At 36.2% G+C, this 21,828-nt stretch carries 23 protein-coding genes and 9 tRNA genes; 26 read left to right on the forward strand and 6 right to left on the reverse strand.

Translation table 11 applies throughout. The features are described 5' to 3' along the window. Positions 1-36: 36 nt before the first annotated feature. From EL101_RS05625 to EL101_RS05635, 3 genes are all read right to left on the reverse strand, one after another. Positions 37-567: an HTH-type transcriptional regulator Hpr gene (locus tag EL101_RS05625; RefSeq protein ID WP_096598578.1), complete on the reverse strand. Its 531-nt coding sequence runs from the start codon at positions 565-567 to the stop codon at positions 37-39. A 101-nt stretch (positions 568-668) separates the two neighbouring features. After that, positions 669-1,025 (reverse strand): YtxH domain-containing protein, encoded by a 357-nt coding sequence (locus EL101_RS05630; protein ID WP_019164989.1) that lies wholly within the window; start codon positions 1,023-1,025, stop codon positions 669-671. Between the two features lie 77 nt (positions 1,026-1,102). Beyond that, positions 1,103-1,528: an HIT family protein gene (locus EL101_RS05635; RefSeq protein ID WP_096598580.1), complete on the reverse strand. Its 426-nt coding sequence runs from the start codon at positions 1,526-1,528 to the stop codon at positions 1,103-1,105. Positions 1,529-1,663: 135 nt separating this feature from the next. Between EL101_RS05635 and ecsA the strand changes: the two genes are divergently transcribed. Both ecsA and ecsB read left to right on the forward strand, forming a co-directional pair. Continuing rightward, on the forward strand, positions 1,664-2,401 hold the full coding sequence (gene ecsA, locus EL101_RS05640; protein ID WP_019164991.1) for an ABC transporter ATP-binding protein EcsA: 738 nt from the start codon (positions 1,664-1,666) through the stop codon (positions 2,399-2,401). After that, entirely contained in the window at positions 2,398-3,612 is a 1,215-nt protein-coding gene (gene ecsB / locus EL101_RS05645; RefSeq protein ID WP_096598582.1) for an ABC transporter permease EcsB, read from the forward strand. Before ecsA ends, ecsB begins: the two co-directional genes overlap by 4 nt. 38 nt (positions 3,613-3,650) lie before the next feature. Here ecsB and EL101_RS05650 read toward each other — a convergent pair whose 3' ends face one another. After that, positions 3,651-4,157, reverse strand: coding sequence for an antibiotic biosynthesis monooxygenase (locus tag EL101_RS05650; RefSeq protein WP_096598584.1), 507 nt, complete (start codon positions 4,155-4,157; stop codon positions 3,651-3,653). Between the two features lie 311 nt (positions 4,158-4,468). Between EL101_RS05650 and hemE the strand changes: the two genes are divergently transcribed. The 16 genes from hemE (at position 4,469) to EL101_RS05730 (ending at position 12,653) form a co-directional block, all read left to right on the forward strand. Further along, complete coding sequence (hemE, locus tag EL101_RS05655; RefSeq protein ID WP_096598586.1) at positions 4,469-5,503, forward strand: uroporphyrinogen decarboxylase; 1,035 nt, start codon at positions 4,469-4,471, stop codon at positions 5,501-5,503. A gap of 37 nt (positions 5,504-5,540) precedes the next feature. After that, complete coding sequence (hemH, locus tag EL101_RS05660; protein WP_096598588.1) at positions 5,541-6,473, forward strand: ferrochelatase; 933 nt, start codon at positions 5,541-5,543, stop codon at positions 6,471-6,473. Positions 6,474-6,478: 5 nt separating this feature from the next. After that, positions 6,479-7,882 (forward strand): protoporphyrinogen oxidase, encoded by a 1,404-nt coding sequence (gene hemY, locus EL101_RS05665; RefSeq protein ID WP_096598590.1) that lies wholly within the window; start codon positions 6,479-6,481, stop codon positions 7,880-7,882. Between the two features lie 254 nt (positions 7,883-8,136). Beyond that, positions 8,137-8,691, forward strand: a complete 555-nt coding sequence (locus EL101_RS05670) for an RBBP9/YdeN family alpha/beta hydrolase (protein ID WP_096598592.1) — start codon at positions 8,137-8,139, stop codon at positions 8,689-8,691. 344 nt (positions 8,692-9,035) lie between these two features. Beyond that, positions 9,036-9,107 (forward strand) — tRNA-Glu (locus tag EL101_RS05675). Positions 9,108-9,217: 110 nt separating this feature from the next. After that, positions 9,218-9,291: transfer RNA gene (locus EL101_RS05680), tRNA-Met, on the forward strand. Between the two features lie 11 nt (positions 9,292-9,302). Then, positions 9,303-9,379: transfer RNA gene (locus EL101_RS05685), tRNA-Asp, on the forward strand. Between the two features lie 10 nt (positions 9,380-9,389). Then, positions 9,390-9,462 (forward strand) — tRNA-Phe (locus EL101_RS05690). 14 nt (positions 9,463-9,476) lie between these two features. Continuing rightward, a tRNA-His gene (locus tag EL101_RS05695) sits at positions 9,477-9,549 on the forward strand. A 19-nt stretch (positions 9,550-9,568) separates the two neighbouring features. Next, positions 9,569-9,642 (forward strand) — tRNA-Gly (locus EL101_RS05700). A 7-nt stretch (positions 9,643-9,649) separates the two neighbouring features. Continuing rightward, a tRNA-Asn gene (locus EL101_RS05705) sits at positions 9,650-9,724 on the forward strand. Between the two features lies 1 nt (position 9,725). Next, positions 9,726-9,797: transfer RNA gene (locus EL101_RS05710), tRNA-Glu, on the forward strand. Between the two features lie 49 nt (positions 9,798-9,846). Further along, a tRNA-Ser gene (locus EL101_RS05715) sits at positions 9,847-9,935 on the forward strand. Between the two features lie 1,391 nt (positions 9,936-11,326). Next, complete coding sequence (locus tag EL101_RS05720; RefSeq protein WP_096598528.1) at positions 11,327-11,695, forward strand: phospholipase A2 family protein; 369 nt, start codon at positions 11,327-11,329, stop codon at positions 11,693-11,695. Positions 11,696-12,015: 320 nt separating this feature from the next. Continuing rightward, entirely contained in the window at positions 12,016-12,264 is a 249-nt protein-coding gene (locus EL101_RS05725; protein WP_096541989.1) for an AbrB/MazE/SpoVT family DNA-binding domain-containing protein, read from the forward strand. After that, a complete protein-coding gene (locus EL101_RS05730) occupies positions 12,261-12,653 on the forward strand; it encodes a type II toxin-antitoxin system death-on-curing family toxin (RefSeq protein ID WP_096598530.1) in 393 nt (130 codons plus the stop codon). The genes EL101_RS05725 and EL101_RS05730 overlap by 4 nt, the downstream gene beginning before the upstream one ends. A gap of 502 nt (positions 12,654-13,155) precedes the next feature. On the opposite strand, the gene EL101_RS05735 is transcribed toward EL101_RS05730, so the two are convergent. Both EL101_RS05735 and EL101_RS05740 read right to left on the reverse strand, forming a co-directional pair. Next, complete coding sequence (locus EL101_RS05735) at positions 13,156-14,139, reverse strand: leukocidin/hemolysin toxin family protein (RefSeq protein ID WP_096598532.1); 984 nt, start codon at positions 14,137-14,139, stop codon at positions 13,156-13,158. Position 14,140: 1 nt separating this feature from the next. Continuing rightward, a complete protein-coding gene (locus EL101_RS05740) occupies positions 14,141-15,073 on the reverse strand; it encodes a leukocidin/hemolysin toxin family protein (RefSeq protein ID WP_096598534.1) in 933 nt (310 codons plus the stop codon). Positions 15,074-15,604: 531 nt separating this feature from the next. Here EL101_RS05740 and EL101_RS05745 point away from each other — a divergent pair. The 8 genes from EL101_RS05745 to araD all read left to right on the forward strand — a co-directional run bounded on the left by EL101_RS05745 (position 15,605) and on the right by araD (position 21,804). Next, the gene (locus EL101_RS05745; RefSeq protein ID WP_096598536.1) at positions 15,605-16,153 is read left to right on the forward strand and encodes a histidine phosphatase family protein; all 549 of its coding nucleotides are present in this window, start codon (positions 15,605-15,607) and stop codon (positions 16,151-16,153) included. Positions 16,154-16,296: 143 nt separating this feature from the next. Further along, positions 16,297-17,361, forward strand: a complete 1,065-nt coding sequence (gene ulaG, locus EL101_RS05750) for an L-ascorbate 6-phosphate lactonase (protein WP_096598538.1) — start codon at positions 16,297-16,299, stop codon at positions 17,359-17,361. A gap of 27 nt (positions 17,362-17,388) precedes the next feature. Continuing rightward, the gene (locus EL101_RS05755; RefSeq protein WP_096598540.1) at positions 17,389-18,816 is read left to right on the forward strand and encodes a PTS ascorbate transporter subunit IIC; all 1,428 of its coding nucleotides are present in this window, start codon (positions 17,389-17,391) and stop codon (positions 18,814-18,816) included. A gap of 23 nt (positions 18,817-18,839) precedes the next feature. Next, positions 18,840-19,118, forward strand: a complete 279-nt coding sequence (locus EL101_RS05760; RefSeq protein ID WP_014613572.1) for a PTS sugar transporter subunit IIB — start codon at positions 18,840-18,842, stop codon at positions 19,116-19,118. A gap of 12 nt (positions 19,119-19,130) precedes the next feature. Beyond that, complete coding sequence (locus tag EL101_RS05765) at positions 19,131-19,598, forward strand: PTS sugar transporter subunit IIA (protein WP_096598542.1); 468 nt, start codon at positions 19,131-19,133, stop codon at positions 19,596-19,598. Positions 19,599-19,614: 16 nt separating this feature from the next. Further along, the gene (locus EL101_RS05770) at positions 19,615-20,253 is read left to right on the forward strand and encodes a 3-keto-L-gulonate-6-phosphate decarboxylase UlaD (RefSeq protein ID WP_019165935.1); all 639 of its coding nucleotides are present in this window, start codon (positions 19,615-19,617) and stop codon (positions 20,251-20,253) included. Continuing rightward, a complete protein-coding gene (locus EL101_RS05775; protein ID WP_096598544.1) occupies positions 20,253-21,116 on the forward strand; it encodes an L-ribulose-5-phosphate 3-epimerase in 864 nt (287 codons plus the stop codon). The genes EL101_RS05770 and EL101_RS05775 overlap by 1 nt, the downstream gene beginning before the upstream one ends. After that, on the forward strand, positions 21,109-21,804 hold the full coding sequence (araD, locus tag EL101_RS05780) for an L-ribulose-5-phosphate 4-epimerase AraD (RefSeq protein ID WP_096542009.1): 696 nt from the start codon (positions 21,109-21,111) through the stop codon (positions 21,802-21,804). The genes EL101_RS05775 and araD overlap by 8 nt, the downstream gene beginning before the upstream one ends. Positions 21,805-21,828: the final 24 nt, after the last annotated feature.

Genomic DNA, 21,828 nt, shown 5'->3' on the forward strand with positions numbered 1-21,828 from the left:
TTGCTATCAGTAATATAACGTATTATCTACCTGAAATTACTGTTCGTCAAGCAAATTTTCTCGAATATGACTTTGACATAAATTCACGTCATTTATAAAGTCTTTACCATGCAATTTAGCAACGAGATAATGCACATCACTAAAGCTTGGAAGGTGGAACATTTCAGTTTGGAAATCTTTTGAAGCATTGTAGATTTTATTTTGTGTTTCATCATATTGTTCGAAAATTTCATCTACTAAAGCTTTACCTTTATCCGTTAAAGTAATGTACGTATTCCTCTTATCGTTGTGATCTTTTTCCATGTTCAGCAATGCTTGTTGTTCTAGGCGTTTTGCAAAATTGTATGCAGTTGAAACGTGCATCACCCCGTATTTAGAAATATCTGAAATAGTTGCGCGACCAAAAGCGTAAAGTGTTAATAAAATCAGATGCTCATTCATGGCGATACCCGATTTTTTTAACCAACGTTGCCAATCACTTTCGGCATTTTTCCATAGAACTTTAGATAACATGGCAATTTTATGTGTGTAAAGCATTCCCTCAATTTGTGATTGTCTGTCATTCATAATACTAGACTCCTTTCTTAGACTATAAAAAAGCATGATACTGTATTGTACCATGCTTTAACGTCATTATATCGAATAAAGTTCTTTCAAACACTAAAAAGTTATTTTTTTGTTGGAAAATTTGTCATTTCTTCGCCACGATTTTGTAGATTTTCAATATGTGATTGAAGTTGTTTAATATTTGGATCGATGTCAGCTTTAAATTCACCAATCATCGTTTTCACTTCATCACCAATTGAGCCAGCAAAACTTTGGCTTTCATTTTTAATTTGAGCGATATAACGTTTAATATCATGGATACTATTTTTCATCGTATCGACTTCAAGTTCAAGTTCAGTTTTAGGTCGTGCCGCTTTTGGATTGGCGATACGTGTTTGACCATCTCTCGCCACTAAAGCCACACCTAAACCTGTTGCCACACCAGCAACAACGCCTAATGTCATTCGAACGATTTTCATAATTTTCCTCCTCGGACAATTTTCTTTTATATATACCCATTTGTATATAAAATATGCGGTTTCAGTATGATTTAATCTTATTCGATGTTTGAAGCAATTTGAGCTGCAATGTCTGCCTTTTGTGCATCATCAATTCGAGATTCATTTGTTTCCCAATGATAACCGAATCCATCGATGTCATTTTCATAACGCGGAATCAAATGAAAATGAATATGGAAAACAGATTGTGATGCATATTCACCATTGTTTTGAATGATATTTAAGCCGTCTGGGTTAAATGCTTTTTTAATCGCATTCGCCACAATCGGCAATGCTTCTCCGATATGTTTCATCGTTTCAGCATCTGTTTCATAAATATTTGGTGACGGCTTTTTAGGAATGAGTAATGTATGGCCTTTAGAAACTTGAGAAATATCTAAAAATGCATAGACATCATCATTTTCGTAAACTTTAAAACTTGGAATATCGCCGTCAATAATCTTTGAGAATATCGTTTCACTCATATAGATTCCCTCATTTCTTCATTTAGTTTTATTATAGCACGTGTGACTGTTCATGTAACGATATTATCAAATGTCTATTAAATAGCAATGGCAATCGTATTTTTGATACAATAACAGTTATGGAGGTGCAGATCAATGACTGTACAAATTAAAAATTTAACGGGCGGTTATGGTAAAAAGCCTGTCATTAAAAATATAAATTTTGAACTTACGGATGGAGAAATTGTCGGTTTAATCGGCTTAAATGGTGCAGGTAAAAGTACTACAATTAAACATATTTTAGGATTATTGACGCCGACAGAAGGTGACATGTCGATTTCAGGCATTAATATTAAAGAGGATATACATGCCTATCGACAACATTTATCCTATATTCCAGAAGCACCTGTCATTTACGATGCATTGACGTTAAAAGAACACATTGAAATGACAGCGATGGCGTATAGTATTGACTACGATACAGCGATGGAACGTGCGATGCCTTTATTGAAGACGTTTCGCTTAGAAGATCAATTACACATTTTTCCGAGCCACTTTTCAAAAGGGATGAAGCAAAAAGTAATGATTATTTGCGCGTTTATTGTAGAACCGGATTTTTATATTATAGACGAGCCATTTTTAGGTCTTGATCCGATTGGCATACAGTCGATGCTGGATTTGATGGCATCTAAAAAAGAAGAAGGGCGCACAGTGTTGATGAGTACACATATTCTAGCGACGGCTGAACGGTATTGTGATCGTTTTATTATATTAGATCAAGGTGAAATCGTCGCGATGGGTGATTTGGAAGCGTTACGTCAACAAACAGCAATGCCACACGCGACGTTGGATGAAATCTACATTCATGTAACTAAAGGAGCGCAATCCTCATGAAAACGGCGAGACAACTTTTTCGAGAGCGTCTAAATGCTGAGCGAAAAGAAAAAAATCACTATAATAAATTTATTTTCAACGGTCATTTTGCAGTGTTTCTCGTCATATTATTAGGTGCGTTCATATTGGGATATGGTCAATGGTTAAAACATGTACCTGAAGGCATCAATTACGCACTATGGATATCCATTGTATTGTCTATCACATCCATTTTCCCTTTAAAAACGTTGTTAGAAGATGCTGACCGTTTATTTTTACTTCCTTTCGAACGTCAAATGAAAGCGTATATGCGTGACAGTATCATATTTAGTTATTTTTCAAGGTTACCACTACAAATCTTAATGCTGATCGTGTTTTATCCACTTATACACACGGTTTATCCTGACCGTTTTGCGGCCTTCATTGTGACAATTGTGTTAGCCATCATTTTACCGTTAGTAGGGCTATGCTTAAAGTGGGAATGGTACCGCTACAGACTTGAAAATTGGTCTGTTCAACTCGTTCTCTTCATTTTCAATCTAGGTGGCTACTATGTCATGTTGGCAGCTTTTGACTTATCAGCTATCATCGCTGTCGTGGGCATCATCGCTTTATGTGTATTGCTGAACAGGTTGAATGTCAATCAACTGTTTCCATGGGAGTCCATGATTAAACGCGCACATCAACATCGCATGAACTATTATAAATTCGTGAACATGTTTACAGATGTTAAAGGCATGCAAGAACAAGCTGTTCGTCGTCGTTATCTTGATTTTATGTTAAAAACACCGAAACCATTTGACTCAACACAACTTTATCCATTTTTATTTAAGCGTAACTTTTTACGTGGTAAAGACGCATTAAACATGACATTGCGTTTAGTGGTGATTTGTGGATTCATCATGGTCTGGTTAAATCATCCATGGGTCAATGCAGTCATCGGGAGTTTGGTGATGTATATGATTGTGTTACAAATGTCCCAATTTTATACTCAAGAGGCGTATAGTTTATGGCCGCAAGTTTGGCCGGTGTCAGAATTGTATGTGATAGAAGGTTATCGAAAATTTTTACAACAAACTGTACTCATCATAGGTATCTTATTCAGTATCGTCTATGTGTTACTCCATGTGACCCAGTTTTATTTCATCATCTTCTTTTTTATCGTCGGTTATTTCACCATCCGTAGTACGATTAAAAAATTGAAATATCAAGAAAGTTTATTGAAAGATTAAATAGAAAACAGGCTGGAATCACCCAGCCTGTTTTTTTATCATTCCTCTTCTGAAATTGGATAAAAGAATTGTTCTAAGTATGAAGCGTGTGCACTTGATGATCCTGCAAGTGGACGCACAGCTTCTTTAGAGAAATGTTCACGGAATGCCGAAGATTTTTTGTAGTCTTCATAAGCTTTACGTGATGAAAATCCTAAAAATACTTTATAAATATTGCTCTGTATAGGTTTTAATAATCGGTAAGTATTGAAACCCTCATATTCATCTAAGTGAGGAAGATAGCTCTCGAGTTTCTTTTCTAACTGATATTTATGATCTTCAGTCGTTGGTATCGATATTAACGCATGAAAATCATCACTTGAAATTGAACCTAAGCGTGTTAAAACGCGGAATCTTTTAGGTTGTTGGAAAATTGTCTCTCCATTTGTCTCCTCAATCATGACAGATTGATCGTTACCAGAAAAAATAAATAAATCATGTGTTTCATTGTTACGTTGGATTTGATTTAAATACCCGTAAGTACCGTATGTGATATAAAATTTCATGGCATGTTCCTCCTTGCTTCATTCTATTATAAGTTTTTCTCATTTAAATCACCACTAAAAAATACTTAATTCTCCCTTAACTTAAGTGACTATTTTTGAACGACTTATTCAAGTCACATGATTGATCAAATATCCTTTAAATATGCATTGATTAAGGCATGAAAACCTTTTCAAAATAGGAAGACATCATGGTCGAAATCCTTTATTCATATGTACATTTTAAATTTTTATGACATTTGAGCCAGATACTGATGATAGAGGGACTCGATATGATATATTAATAAAGAATGACGTTGTTTAAGGAGGAACATATGGGTACGACAAAAAACGATACAATTTTGCGTGCGATTAAAGGAGAAGCAGTCTCTCATACCCCTGTATGGTTTATGAGACAGGCGGGACGTTCGCAACCAGAATATCGCAAATTAAAAGAAAAATACTCACTTTTTGACATTACACATCAACCAGAATTATGTGCTTATGTCACTGCACTACCGGTTGAACAATACGACACAGATGCAGCGGTATTATATAAAGATATTATGACACCATTAAAATCAATCGGTGTAGACGTTGATATTAAATCTGGCATTGGACCCGTCATTGCTAATCCGATTCGACAAATGTCCGATGTGGAAGCATTAGGTCAAATCAATCCAGAGCGCGATGTCCCTTATGTTTTAGACACAATCAAATTATTGACTGAAGAAAAATTAAATGTCCCATTGATTGGCTTTACAGGTGCGCCATTTACTTTAGCGAGTTATATGATTGAAGGTGGCCCATCTAAAAACTACAATCAAACGAAAGCGCTGATGTATAGTGATGAAGCGACATGGTTTAAATTAATGGACGTGTTGACAGACATGTCGATTCGTTATGTTGGTGCACAAGTAAAAGCAGGTGCACAGCTCATTCAAGTGTTTGATTCATGGGTAGGGGCTTTGAATCAACCAGACTATGACTACTATATTAAGCCATGTATGAAAAAACTGATTACAGGGATTAAAGCATACAACGTCCCTGTCATTATGTTTGGTGTGGGGGCAAGCCATTTAATAGAGTCATGGAATGCTTTACCTATCGATGTCTTAGGGCTAGATTGGCGTACATCGATTAATGAAGCACGTGCCAAAGGGGTTTCAAAAGCATTACAAGGCAATTTAGATCCAAGTATTTTATTGGCGCCGTGGGAAGTCATTGAAGCACGCTTGAAACCGATTTTAGATCAAGGGATGGCTCACGGACGACACATTTTCAATTTAGGTCACGGGGTCTTTCCTGAAGTGAAACCGGAAACGTTAAAACGTGTGGCTCAATTTGTACATGACTATACAAAACGTTAAGTTGCAAGAATCGAGTATATAAAGGATGGATTAAAAGATGAAAAAACAAATAGGATTATTAGTGATGGCATACGGGACACCTTACAAAAAGAGTGACATCGAACCGTATTATACCGACATTAGACACGGTAGAAAGCCATCTGAAGAAGAGTTGAATGATCTCATTTCACGCTATGAGGCGATTGGGGGGCTGTCGCCGTTAGCAGGAACGACTGAACGTCAAGCAGAAGCAATTCAGAAGGCGCTAAATGAGACTTATGAAGATGTTGAATTCAAGTTGTATATCGGATTGAAACATATTCACCCATTTATTGAAGATGCTGTGACACAAATGAATGAAGACGGTATTAAAGAAGCAGTAACAGTCGTTTTAGCACCGCATTTTTCTAATTTCTCAATAGCATCATACAATCGTCGTGCTAAAGAAAAGGCTGATACGTTTGGCATTCAGTTGCATCATGTTCAACATTATTATCAACAGCAACAATTTATCGATTACTGGACGATGCGTGTGAATGAAACTTTAGAAAATATTCCACAAGAAGAACACGCCAAAACAGTTCTCGTCGTATCAGCACACAGTTTGCCTGAAAAAATGATTAAAGAAAGTAATGACCCATATCCATTTGAATTAGAAGACACAGCACGTTTAATTCAAGAACAGTCAGTAATTGAAAATGTTGCAGTGGGTTGGCAATCAGAAGGTAACACAGGTACACCGTGGTTAGGGCCTGATGTTCAAGATTTAACGCGTGACTTATTCGAACAAAAAGGATACCAACATTTCATTTATACACCAGTTGGTTTTGTTGCAGAACATTTAGAAGTGTTATATGACAACGATTACGAGTGTAAAGTGGTTTGTGATGCAGTCGGCGCAACTTATCATCGCCCACCTATGCCTGACACACATCCATTGTTTATCGGTGCAATTGTGAGTGAAATTACAAAAACTTTTCCGAAAGCGTGAGAAACATGACAAATGTAGCAATCATTGGTGCGGGTATAACAGGTTTATCGAGCGCATACTTTATTAAACAAATGTACCCGCATGTGAATGTAACGATTTATGAAGCAACAGAGCGACCTGGTGGCAAAATTAAAACGGTACAACGCGATGGCTATACGATTGAACTCGGCCCCGAATCTTATTTAGGTCGCAAAACGATAATGACTGAAGTGGCCAAAGCGGTAGGGATGACAGATGATGATATCGTGACGAATGAAACGGGTCAGTCTTATATTTTTGCCGATGATACGTTATATCCAATTCCTGGTGGCGCAATTCTAGGTGTTCCAACAGATTTGAAGCCGTTTATGTCGACGAAACTAATCTCAATGAAGGGGAAGTTCCGTGCATTAAAAGACTTAACGATGAAACCGATTGAGATGGAAAACGAAGACATGTCGGTAGGAGAATTTTTCAGAACGCGCTTGGGTGATGAGGTACTCGAAAATTTAATTGAACCTTTACTCAGTGGGATATATGGCACAGACATTGATCAATTGAGTTTGATGAGTACGTTTCCAAACTTTAAAGCATTAGAGGAAGAACACGGCAGTATCATTAAAGGGATGCAGCATGTCAAAAAAGAAAGGCAACAACAGGCACAGCACAATCAACAGGGCCCACAAGGACAATTTAAGCAATTCAGACATGGTTTGAATGACTTTGTGAACAAACTTGAACAATGGCTTAAAGCGCATGATGTGACATTTCATTATAAAACACCCGTGCATGATTTAATTGGCACACAAAAAGGTTATTTCGTTGAGTTAAATGACGAATCGCGTACATTTTATGATGGTGTTATTGTCGCAACGCCACATCAAGTGTTTAGAGAGTGGTTTAGTACTGATCCGATATTTGATTATTTTTCAGAATTAGAAGCATCGTCTGTCGCTACGATTGTCTTTGCGTTTGATGAAGCCAATATTGAAAATACGTATGACGGTACAGGATTTGTAATTGCGAGAACGAGTACAACGGATATTACTGCGTGTACATGGACTACTAAAAAATGGCCACATACGACACCAGAAGGCAAAGTACTTATTCGCGCATATGTCGGCAAACAAGGTGATAACATCGTCAATGAAAAAACAGATGAAGAACTGGTAGCAATCGCCAAAAACGACTTACAACAAATGATGACATTTCACGGCGAACCTGACTTTACAATCGTGAATAAAATGCCATGTGCAAGTCCTCAATATCATGTCGGTCATATTGCTCGAATTAAAGCGATACAACAACATATTTGTGACAATTATCAACATTTACAAATTACAGGTGCACCGTTTGAAGCGGTTGGATTGCCAGACTGTATTCGACAAGCAGAAACAGCAGTCCAACAACTGTTGTCACGAATTGGATAAATGATAAGAAAAGCTGCGAGATGTTGCAGCTTTTTTCATTTTCATGCGGATGGTGACTCACCACATTGTTTAATATGTATAAAAGCATTTGACGGTCTTTCGGTATAACTTAACTCAAATTTGAACATAATTTTTAAAGTTTTGTGATAGCACTCTATTATTTGACGTTTTTAAAAATTTATGTTTTCAAATGGATATATTGATTTATGATATGATAATAGTGTTGAATCTATAGAAAGAAGGCGTTTTGTATCGTGACAAAGCTATATATTGTGCATGGTTACCAAGCCGATGCATCAAAGCATTGGTTTCCATGGTTAAAGCAAACACTTGAAATTGAGGGACATGATGTAGAAGTGCTCAATTTACCTCATTCACATGAACCCAATGTCAAAGAATGGCTCACATACATGCATCAAACGATTCCTAAAGTCGATGCAGATACTATTTTCGTTGCACATAGTTTGGGCGTCATTACAACCTTGAAATTTTTAAACGATATCGATGTATCAAAGGTAGGGGGCATTGCGATGGTTTCTGGCTTCAAAGATAAGTTAGAAGGCATAGAAACTTTGGATGCCTTTATTGAACAAGATATCGATTTCGAACAGCTTAAACATAAGATCATTAAACGTTTTGGGATTGCTTCTAAAACAGATGACATCGTGCCATATACGTTAACAGCTGAACTGTGTGAGGCACTTGATGCTAAATTTTATTTACAAGAAGAGGGGGGCCATTTTATTGAAAAAGATGGCTATGATACTTTCTTGTTTTTGAAAAATAAAATATTAAAAAACTTCGATTAAAATATGACGAATTCGTAAATATATAGTAATTTGCTTGATTTTTTAGGCTAACCTAAATATAATATAGGTGTAGGATACAATTCTACATAATATTTGTATTCTCCTAATCATGTTTAAGATTCCATTTACTCTCAAGGTCCTCCTTTCACCTTGAGAGTCTTTTTTTGTAGTTGTTTAAGTGCTGATTTTAACTTGTGTGACAGAGAAGAGGGAAGTTAATTCATCACTTTAGGTATTTTTTTTGCCAAAAAGTATTTAAATTACACATATTTTTAATGATAACATGTTGACGTTTTTAATAGTTAAATATATACTTAAAAAGTCCTTTACAGTTCTAATGATTTGGCTCCTTGGTCAAGCGGTTAAGACACCGCCCTTTCACGGCGGTAACACGGGTTCGAGTCCCGTAGGAGTCATCACAACTTTTTTAATTAGAAATTTTTATTTTAAAAAAATTAAAAAATTGTTGACATTAGATTGATAGTTTGTTATGATAATTAAGTAAGTGATTTACAAATACTATTATCGCGGGATGGAGCAGTTCGGTAGCTCGTCGGGCTCATAACCCGAAGGTCGGTGGTTCAAATCCGCCTCCCGCAATTTTTATAAGTGGTCCCGTAGTGGAGCGGTTTAACACGCCTGCCTGTCACGCAGGAGATCGCGGGTTCGATTCCCGTCGGGACCGCCATTATTAAAATGGTTCAGTAGCTCAGTCGGTAGAGCAAAGGACTGAAAATCCTTGTGTCGGCGGTTCGATTCCGTCCTGAACCACTTCTTAAATCACGGCGGTTGTGGCGAAGTGGTTAACGCATCGGATTGTGGTTCCGACATTCGTGGGTTCGATTCCCATCAACCGCCTATATCGTTTATTTTTCATGCGGGTGTAGTTTAATGGCAAAACCTCAGCCTTCCAAGCTGATGTTGTGGGTTCGATTCCCATCACCCGCTCCATTGTTATTCCACAGTAGCTCAGTGGTAGAGCTATCGGCTGTTAACCGATCGGTCGTAGGTTCGAGTCCTACCTGTGGAGCCATGGCCCCTTGGTCAAGCGGTTAAGACACCGCCCTTTCACGGCGGTAACACGGGTTCGAGTCCCGTAGGGGTCATATAATCAGAAGTGAAATATCGCTTCTGATTTTTTATATTTTATAAGGTGGAGAGTTGTCCGAGTTGGCCGAAGGAGCACGCCTGGAAAGTGTGTAGGCGCCACAAGCGTCTCGAGGGTTCGAATCCCTTGCTCTCCGTAATGAGCCGAAAAAGTTTAAACTACTTTTTCGGCTCTCTTTTTACATATAATCTCAAAACGCTGTCATATCAAGGGTTTGAGACTACTTCATTAAATACATAGAAAACAAAATTTAACTATACTAAACTTAGTTTTTAAAATTTTTGGTCACAATGTGGCTAATGGCAGTCATAAAAACCGCGAATTTAGTCACAAGGTTTGTATCATTTAGTCACAAGGATAAAAAGTATAGTTTTAAGTCGCAGAAAAGTATTGATTAGGCGTAATGAATAGGGGAGTTGCAATTCAAAAGTATATCTACAAAAATAAAGCGCTATGTGACCAAAAAAATGTTAAAAACAGGGGTCAGTTCAGCAATCCACTAGCTCTTGCTCTCCGTAAAGATTTGACAGGGTTTATACTACTCTACTACGTTGTTCATGGTGTGTGGTATAAACCTTTTTATTTTGCACATTACTATATTTCAATAGTGAAGGTGATTATAATGCGAAAAAATGCTAGAAAAGTAGAATTATCAACAGATAAGCTTGATTTACTCGAGGGTATTTTACGATAATCAGTTATATGCTGATATTCTTCAGGTAAGTTTTTATCAATCATTTTGTCACCTTACACACATTGTAGAACATTTGTTCTCGTTGGGTAAGAGAATATGTTTTATATATTAGTATACAGTAATGCAACAATGTACCAATTGTTAAAACATTGTTATGAGTCATTACAGAAAATGAGTTAATGGGTTATTTTCATATATTTTTTATTAAAGAATATAAATATTTTTTCGAGAATATGTCGAATTATTTGTATGATATTGATAAACTTATTTTAGGATTGTAATACAAAAATGATATATTGTTTACAATTTTGAGGAAGTAGCAAAACACACAAATTTTATGAAAGGTGTTGAAAAGTTTGAGTGCGTTGATGTACACATGCCATATTATCAACAATGCATTTTTGATAATATTCATTTTGATGCCTCTCAATTTTTTAAATTATGACGGTGGGGATATTTTGAATATTTACGGGTATTCAACAGTAGCTTTATTAATTGCTTCTCTTTTATTGTGTGCGCTCAATAAAGAAAATTTAAAAACGTGGATTATTAGCGCTATTTTGTCACTTGTGAGTTTGGTAGTTGTAATGCCATTAGTATTTTTTTACTTATTTTTTGGAATACCACCAAAATAAAGAGGAGGTTGTTTATGAAAAAGACTTGTTAACTGTGATTGCTTTAATTATATTATTTAACATGTCTATGGTAACGGACACTGTAAACGCCGAGGAGTTACCGATTGACAAAGAAATTGAAGAATTAGCTAAATTAGGTAATTATTATAATTCTTACATATCTTCCGATGAAGGATTTTTTGTTGCGAACGAGGAAAAATGCAAAAAGATAATTTAAGCGAAAATGATAAAGCAGAAATCAGAGCCTTCAGTGAAACAAAAAATGAGCTTGGAGAAAGACCTAGAGACAAATATTTGAGAATAAAGTTCAAGATGTACCATGGCAACTATTGCGGAAAAGGTAATAATGGTGGAAAACCAATAGATAAGTTAGATGCAGCTTGTAAGGCACACGATGAATGTTATGAAAAATATGGTTGGGGCAAGTGCAAGTGTGATAAACCGTTCATTAAAAAAACAGCAAAAATTGCTAGAAATGAGAAGTATAGTAAAAAATATCGTAATAAAGCGAAAAACGCAGCTGTTCTTTTTGCCGTTGCTTACGCAAGATGTAAATACCTGAAGTAAATAATTATAAACAGGTGTGCTTCTTTTTAAGTATGCCTGTTTATTTAGGTTAGATTTATATTAATAAATTATGAAGTGCTCTGTCACATGCTAAAATCGAGTGGAATATAAATATATATAAAATAACTAATATTGTAAATATAAGGAAAAAAGAGTCGCATTGATGCTAGACTAATATAGTGTTAAGAATGAGGAAGATAAAACAAGATTATTAAGAAGAAAAGAAACCTGAGAGTATAACAACCTTCTATTTGACATATACGTGTATACGTGTATATGATTATTGTAACAGGAAATATATAAGAAAGAAGGTTATTCTTATGGCTATGATTGAGAAAGATTTAAAAAGAAAAGTGAGAAAAGTAGGTAATAGTGCAACTTTAAGCATACCTAAATCGTTGTTAGAAAAAGCTGAGATTAATGTGGGTGAAGAAGTAAGCATTAAAATTAATGAGAATGGCAATATTGAGTTAGAAAAATATGTCGATAGAGAGAAAGAAGTTATTGCTAAAGCAAACAAAGTATTTGCTCAATATGATAAAACTATGAAAAATTTGGTTCAGCGATGACCAAGTATTTAACAGAGAAAGATTTAATTTTACTAAACACTCATATTATTGAAATATACTCACCTAATGAGCCAGTTGGTGTGATTCAACCAACAGCTCTGAATATGACTGTAGAAAGTCCCAAGCAAGAAGTCTTTGGAGAAGCACTTTACCCAACATTAGAATTGAAAGCAGCCAACTTATTTAGAAATTTAGTTATGAAACATGTATTTCAAAACGCTAATAAAAGAACAGCTTTTGCTGCTTTACAAATCTTTCTTGATGATAATGGTAAATGGATAAATGTGGATAACAATGAAGCTACTGAGTTTACTGTTAATGTAGCGATAGAAAGATTGGAGGAAGAAGAAATAGCCAGATGGATAAAAAAGAATTGGATAGACTTATAAAACAGCCAATTCATTAGTAGGGTGTGTTTATTTTTTAAGCGCACCTTTTTCATACTATTTTCTAGAGGAAGATATAAGGAAGAAACTTCAAAAAATGTTGTTGGAGTTTACATCTCGGGTGAAGCAGAAATGAAGCAGCTAGTTGATGAATTAAGTAATGATGAATTTGATGATTTAATATACAGTTATGAATTAATACAATAGCAAAAACAAAAGGAGAAGAAATAAAAAGTAAAGGGAAAATCAAAAATTTAGAAGTCATCAAAGATGTTGATAAGACACGGATTTTAGAAAAAGTGGAATGAGTTTTAAGTATCATTAAAAAAATACACCCTATAAAGTGAAAACCGCGGTCTCACTTTTAGGGTGCATTTCAAAAAGTATTTTCAAATGAATATTTGACTAATCAGGAACCAGCATTTTTGAAAAACTAAATTTATTTCTAGGAGTATAAGGAATAGTTAATGATATACATACATCTCATTACTGTTTAATCAAATGATTAGCTTGAAGGAATTTTCTCATCAGATTGCGTTTTGATGAGTTTAACTGTATGTTGATCCCAATTGATCTCGTAAATTGATGAAAATGTAGCATTGTTTTGATTTTTATAGTTCGCACCTGTCCAATGGAAACCATTCCAATAATTTGTGTATTCATCCATTTCTCTTTGATAAATTACTTTGATTTTTGAAATGTTATTACCTTTAGGTTTATGTGACAATACACCTAAAAATTCAGGGTTGAAATTACCTCTTGATAAGATTGGCATCTCATTTGTTGGCAAGAAGTTTTGGCCGGCGTTGAGCTTACTTTGTCTGCCTCCTAAGAATAATTCATTGCCATAAATTTCATGGTAGCTATCACGACCATAAGGGCCCCAACCAGCGTTCATGATTTTATTTGCTTCAACTCCCCAACCCACTGTTTTGTTGCTTGTTCTTCTATCAATCGTTGTTCGGTAACTTTCTTGTTTATAATTAATTGTTTCTGAAAAAGATTCAGATCCATTTATTCCACCTGACAAACCATTTGAGATACTAATATCTCCGCCAAAAGAGTAACCCAAAGTATTTTGAACCTGGAACGCCTCATTTTGATTTTTAGGTGCGTAATCCACAACATTGACCGTGTCATTAGATTGTGTACTGATTAGGATATTATATTTAGCCCCCCAATAGAAGCTTGAAAAAATCGTATCACTATGGTTAGGGGCTTTATACCCCGAGTTAATATTCCCCGCAGCTTTAAGTATTAGTGTATCTTTATCATAAGTTTTATCTTCAATAAAGTTAAATGTTAAAAGTTGAGAAATATTTAATTTATCTGAGTCTGCGGTAGCGGTAGTCTTATATAAAGTGATTTTATCGTCTAATTTTTTTTCAGATACAGGCGTAATAGTACTGTCAGCATAAGCAGAATTAGAAAATAACATAAATGCCACAGATGTTGCCGTAGCGGCTTTAATAAATTTGTTCATTTTCATTTTAATTATGCCCCTTTACTTTAATTTCATGTGTTTTCCAGTTAATCTCATATTTTGTGACAAGGTTTCTATTCACAAATGCATTATGACGTCTTTCAGCAAAGATTCCTGTTCTCGGGAAGAATGTTGCATAAGTAATATCAATATTTCTGCCATATGCAATTTCGAATTCACTTGTGTCTCCTGAATCTTTTTCGTGAGATACAGTAGCTATGAACGATGGATTAAACCCACTTTGAATTAAAGGTGGTAGGTTACTTTCAGGTTCAAAAAAGTCTCTTGCATTTGGACCAATAGGACTTCTTACAAATAAGTGTGTCGCATATGCAGATAATTGCCCATTTTCTGTATTAAATGAATTTGCCTTAACTTCCCATTTAATATTTTTGGAGTTTTGCTGAGCGACTTCACTCACATAGTTTTGTTGGTTATAGCTGATTTTCTTTAAATAATTAAATGCACCTTTACCACTAATTGATGGTGAATTATTGAAATTACCACCAATGTTATAGCCTAGTGTTTGACTGACATCTACTGATTCAATTTTATTTTTAGGCAGATAATTAATTAAAGCAACATTTGGATCGTTTGTTTTTAAAGCAATGTTATATTGGAAAGGCCAAATCATTCGTTTTGTAGCTTCATATCCTTTTCCTTTAACATCAGTAAATGCTGTTCTCGATTGAATAAATCCTTGCATTTTAATAATTAATGCATCTTTGTTATATTTTGGATCTTTAACAAAGTCAAATTGAATGTTTTGAGTTGCACCCCATTTTCTACTAGTCACATCCTCTGTTCTTTTAATGATTTGCGCTCCTTCGCCGATCTCTTCTATAGTGTTTGCGGCTTTGGCTTCTTCACTGTATGGGGTCATCAGTGGAAGAACTAAGCTTATAGAGAGTGTTGCGGCTAATAATTTGTTTTTTACCATAAGAACCACTTTCTTTCTATATATACTTTCGATGCAATTACATAATAATATATTTTTTGAGGATTTAAAATTAACTATTTATTAAAAAAAGAACGGAGAAAACTATGTTGAAATAGGTACAATTTGTACATTTTTTTCTGAAAACACGTTCATTGATAATCAAAAGCATTTTGAAGGTCAAACCAAAATGCGCTATTATCAATATGTGAGCATTGTAAAAAACATTATGAGCAAAAAAACAACGAACATATATTTTGAAACTATAGTATAAAGTTCGTTTTTTAAATCTAATGAATTGTTTTCAATAATATTAACTGTTTATTAACTCTTAGTATTACCCACGTTTGACTACAACATTATCTAAGACTAAAATTTTTGTTGTTATGTTTTTAGTTTTCTTATTAACAAATAATATTTTGAAAAACAATGCGTAGAAGTCTATAGCTCCATTGTTCATTTTGAATGATTCATTTAAAGCGTATCATGATAGGGAAGTAATGGGAGGGCTAGCTTTTTTAAAGGAGGATGAATATGGTAAAAACAATCTATTTTATACGACACGCGACGAGGGATCACACAGTGAAGTCTGATGCGGCCCCCTTATCAAAAAAAGGTCAACAAGAAGCAAAAGGTCTTGTGGATTGGTTTGACGGGGAAAATGTGAATGCCATTTATTCAAGTCCATATGCGCGTACAATCGAAACGGTGAAACCTCTTGCCCATACTTTTCAACTTCCAATTCAAATGGTAGAGGGGTTAAGGGAGCGTTTGATAGGACGATGGGTTGATGATTTTGATACCTATGCGATCCAACAATGGAACAACTTTGATTTTTATTTGCCTGGTGGAGAGTCGCTCAAGCAAGTGCAACAACGAATGGTGTCTAGTTTGGATGATATTTTGTCACATGAACGCGCTGAATCAATTGTCATCAGTGGACATGGAACGTCACTTGCGGTGCTCTTTCATAAGCTGACGAGTGGACGTTTCGGATATGTACAGTTTCAACATATGACAATGCCAGATATTTATCAATATGATGTAAAGACTCAAACATTGAATCGTATCGTCAAGTCTTAATGTGTGTATAATTTAATTATTTATTTTGAACAGTCCAGTGATGTACATGTTTTTTGTACATATATTGGACTTTTTCTTTTATCGCAATAAGCATAAACTGAGAACAAGTAAGCGTTTACACACTTTGGAAGGAGTGCATAATATTGAATCATATTAATGAAGTAACAAAGGAAAAGTGGATTTTAAGTACATTTCCGGAATGGGGCACTTGGTTGAACGAAGAAATAGAAAACGAGGTTGTAGAAGCAAATACTTTTGCCATGTGGTGGTTAGGTTGTACAGGTATTTGGTTGAAATCTCATGAAAACACGAATATTTTGTGCGATATGTGGTGTGGCACGGGTAAGCGTACGCAAAAAGTTGGCAAAATGAAAAAAGGGCATCAGATGCAACGAATGAGTGGTTGTCAAAATTTACAGCCCAATTTACGTGCGCAACCTTTTGTCATTGATCCGTTTGAGATTAAAAATGTGGATGCATTAGTGGTGACGCATATTCACTCAGATCATCTGGACATCAATACAGCGGCTGCAGTGATGCAAAATACGAATGCAGATGTCCCATTTATTGGTCCTCAAGAAGTGGTCAATACGTGGAAAAAATGGGGTGTGCCTGAAGAACGTTGTATCGTCGTTAAGCCGGGTGATTCTGTTCAAGTGAAAAGTATTGAAATTCAAGTGTTGGAAGCGTTCGACCGTACGGCACTTGTGACAGCAGATCCTTCTGTTACATTGAAAGGAAAGTTACCTGTAGATATGGACGAAATCGCAGTGAACTACTTATTCAAAACGTCTGGCGGCTCACTATACCATGCGGGTGACTCACATTATTCAAATACGTTTGCGAAACACGGTAATGAACACGATGTCAATGTCGTCATCGGTGCATTTGGTGAAAATCCAAGAGGTATTACGGATAAAGTGACGTCAGTCGACATGCTGAGAATGGCGGAAAGTTTAAAAGCAGATGTTGTCATTCCAGTGCATCATGACATTTGGACGAATTTCCAAGCTGATCCGAAAGAGTTGTTATTACTATGGGAGTTTAAACGCAAAGTATTAAAGTATCAATTTAAGCCTTACATTTGGCAAGTTGGTGGTAAATTTGTATTTCCGAAAGATAAAGATGATTTAGAGTACCATTACCCACGTGGTTTTGATGATGTATTCTCTACAGATACTGATTTACCGTTCCCATCATTTTTATAAGCCATATGCATGATAGGAGGGAATCACATGCAAATATTTATGAATGGGTTTACGTGGTTTAGTAACAACATTTTATCTAAACCAGAATTTTTCATAGGCATTATTGTATTCATCGGTTACGCATTATTGAAAAAGAAACTTTATGAATGTTTTGCGGGCTTTATTAAGGCAACAGTGGGTTACATGATTTTAGCAGTAGGTGCTGGGGGATTAGTTGTAACTTTCCGGCCAATCTTGGCAGGATTAGGAGAACGTTTTGGTTTGAAAGCAGCGGTTATAGATCCGTATTTTGGATTGAATGCCGTTGACGGCGCGTTGAAATCGATTGGTTTAACAACGTCTTATACGATGCTTGCTTTATTAGTCGGTTTTATTCTTAATATTATCGTTGTATTGTTGCGTAAATATACGAAAATTAGAACCTTATTTATTACTGGACACATTATGGTACAACAAGCTTCAACGGTGACTTGGATTATTTTCTTAGCTTTTCCAGAATATCGCAACTTTGTTGGATCGATCTTAGTGGGTATTATTGTGGGGCTATATTGGGCTGTAGGTTCAAACTTAACGGTTGGTCCAACACAACGCTTGACGAATCATTCAGGGTTTGCGATTGGTCACCAACAAATGTTTGCGATTTGGTTAGTGGATAAAATTGCGCCTAAGATTGGTAATAAAGAGAAGAACTTGGACAATATTAAACTGCCGAAATGGTTGTCTATTTTCCATGATAATATCGTTGCAACAGGAACATTAATGCTCTTGTTCTTCGGTACGATTTTATTCATCCTCGGTGAAGACTTTTTACGTCACTTAGATCCTAAAAAGTTCCCAGAAACGTTATCTTTTATGACATATGTCGTTTCAAGTTCGTTATCGTTTGCAGTGTATCTGGCTATTTTAATGATGGGTGTACGAATGTTCGTTACCGAGTTAACACAGTCTTTCCAAGGTATTTCTAACAAAATTTTACCAGGTTCACTACCAGCTGTTGACTGTGCCGCATCTTATAACTTTACACCTCAAAATGCGATTTTATTTGGTTTTATTTTTGGTTCGATTGGTCAATTCTTAACGATTCTCGGTCTCTTAGTGTTCCATTCACCAGTGTTAATTATTACCGGATTCGTTCCAGTGTTCTTTGACAATGCCACAATTGCAGTGTTTGCGAATAAAGTCGGCGGAACCCGTGCAGCAATGGTTTGTTCATTTGTTTCAGGGGTCTTACAAGTGGCGATTGGTGCCGTTGCTGTAGTCATTTTCCAACTGTACAAATTTGGCGGATGGCATGGCAATATCGACTTTGAATTAATTTGGCCAGGTTTCGGTGCGTTGATGCAACATTTTGGTTTGATTGGTTACGTGGCGATTGTCATTATCTTATTAATCATTCCACAGTTGCAATATCGTCGCGCTAAAGATAAAGCAGCATATGATACAGGATTCGAATAAGATGAAGAAATGAGGGAAATATCATGTTAAAAATTTTAGCAGCTTGCGGTAATGGTATGGGAAGTTCGATGGTCATTAAGATGAAAATTGAAAAATGTTTACGCGAATTAAACGTGAGTGATTTTGTTGTTGATTATTGCAGTGTTGGTGAAGCGAAATCTCAAGCCAGTAGTTACGATGTTGTATTTGCGAGCAAACATTTGATTCACGAGTTAGAAGGGCGTACTTCTAGCAAATTGCTCGGTTTAGAAAATTTAATGGATGATCAAGAAATTAAAGAGAACTTAAAAACTGTCATTTAAAGGTGATTCATGATGTTATCGTTTAAAGAAAGCTTAATTACAGAAAAATCGGTTTTGTTAAATCAACATGCGGACTCTTGGGAAGAAGCTGTCCGTATCGCCACGCGTCCATTAGTTGAAAGTGAAGCGGTGAAACTAGAATATGTGGATGCCATTATTAAAAGTACGCATCACTATGGGCCGTATTACTTGTTAATGGAAGGGATGGCAATGCCACATGCACGTCCTGAAGATGGTGTGAACAGAAATGCCTTTTCATTAGTCACATTTGATACGCCGGTTCCATTTTCGGATGGCAAGCCTGCACAAGTGTTTGTCGTACTAGCGGCGACGTCTGCAGAAATTCATACAAGTATTGCGATACCTCAAATCGTTGCGGTTTTTGAAATTGAGAACATTATTGAAAAATTAACTTCGGCGACTTCGGTTGAAGAGGTATTCGCCATTATTGATCAAGCTGACATGAGTCAATATATATAACATTGGAGGTCTAGCAATGGGATTACCGTTATTACAAATTGCTTTAGATAATCAAAACATTCCAGATGCAATTACAACCATTCAACAACTTGGTGATGTCGTTGATGTTGTAGAAGTAGGAACAATTTTATGTTTACAAGAAGGAAAGGCTGCCATTGAAGTGATGCGTGCACTGTATCCTGATAAGTGTATACTTGCGGATACGAAATGTGCTGATGCAGGTAAAACGGTCGCGCAAAACTGTAAAGATGCCGGTGCAAACTGGATGACGGTCATTTGTTCCGCAACGCTACCGACTATGGTGGCTGCACGCAAAGTGATGGATGACTTACAAGTTGAACTATATGGCGACTGGACATTTGAACAAGCACAACAATGGTTGGACAATGATATTCAACAAGTTGTCTATCACCAAAGTCGAGATGCATTGTTAGCAGGTGGCTCGTGGTCGGATGCAGACTTGGATAAAATTCGTCGACTGATTGAGATGGGCTTTAAAGTTTCGGTAACGGGTGGATTAGAACTCGACACGATTGAAAAGTTTAAAGGTTTAGATGTGTATGCCTTTATAGCAGGTCGTAGTTTAAGAGAAGCAGACTCACCACACCAAGCGGCTTTAGACTTTAAAGCGGAAATTCAAAGGGTGTTTGGATAATGGTGTATTTAGGCATATATGAAAAAGCATTGCCCAATCAAGTCGACATTGAAGACCAATTAAAAATGGCTGCGGATTTGGGATTTCAATTTTTTGAGTTGTCGATTGATGAAACGAATCACCGGTTGGCACGTTTAGACTGGGGACAAGATAAAATTAACAGTATTGTGAAGGCGCAACTCGACACCGGTGTTGCGATTCAAAGTATGTGTTTAAGTGGCCACCGCCGTTTTCCATTCGGTTCAGCTGATGCATCTAAGCGTGAAGTTGCAATGGTTATCATGAAAAAAGCTGTTCAACTGGCACATCAACTCGGCATTCGTGTGATTCAGTTAGCAGGCTATGATGTGTATTATGAGACGAAAACAGCATCTTCAAGACGTTTGTTTATCGAAGGTGTACGTGAAGCGTTAAAAATAGCTGCGGAAAAGCAAATCATTCTCGCAATCGAAATTATGGACGACCCATTTATGTCGAGTTTAACGAAATACATGGCGATTAAAGACGAAATTCAACATCCGTTATTGAAAGTGTATCCAGATATCGGGAATTTGTCAGCGTGGCCTGAAAACGATGTGAAAAAAGAATTAGCATTAGCGGCGCATGAAATTGTTGCAGTTCATTTGAAAGATACGCGTGCAGTGACGGAAACTTTCGAAGGTCAGTTTAAAAATGTCCCTTTTGGAGAAGGTTGTGTTGATTTTGTGAATGCGTTTCGTGAGCTAGAGGCTATCGATTATCACGGACCATTTTTAATTGAAATGTGGTCAGAAAATGCTGCTGAGCCATTAGCAGAAATTCAAAAAGCTAAAACTTTTATTATGGAACAATTAAAAGAGAGTGGTGCATATCAACATGAATGATGCAATTATCAAACAACATGTTTATGAAGCGAATATGCAATTACCTAAAAATAATTTGGTAAAATTGACTTGGGGAAATGTGAGTGTGATTGACCGTGACAAAGGCATCATCTGTATTAAACCAAGCGGTGTGCCGTATTCTAAAATGAGACCTGAAGATATGGTGATCACTGATTTAGACGGGAAACCTTTTGATAATCAATTAAAGCCGTCGTCAGATTTGGCAACACATGTCTACTTATATCAACAGATGGATAATGTTCAAAGTATCGTCCACACCCATTCGTTACATGCGGTGGCTTATGCACAAGCGGGTCGTGATATTCCGGCATATGGCACGACACATGCAGATACGTTTTATGGACCGGTACCGTGTACAAGAAGTTTGACTGAAGCAGAAGTAGCGACGGATTATGAGTTGAATACAGGCAAAGTCATCGTAGAAACATTTGAACAAAGACAAATTGATCCGGTTGCGATTCCAGCAGTGATTGTGAATCAACATGGTCCATTTATCTTTGGTACATCTTTGAAAAAAGCGGTAGAGCATACGATTATTTTAGAAGAAGTTGCTGAAATGGCAATGAAATCTGAATTGTTAAAGCAAGATATGAATACAATAGATGGATTTCTATTAGACAAACATTATTTTAGAAAACATGGTGCGACGGCTTATTACGGTCAATAAAACACGTAAGTCATTCCTTTACAC

The organism is Staphylococcus delphini, from assembly GCF_900636325.1.
Taxonomy (GTDB): domain Bacteria; phylum Bacillota; class Bacilli; order Staphylococcales; family Staphylococcaceae; genus Staphylococcus; species Staphylococcus delphini.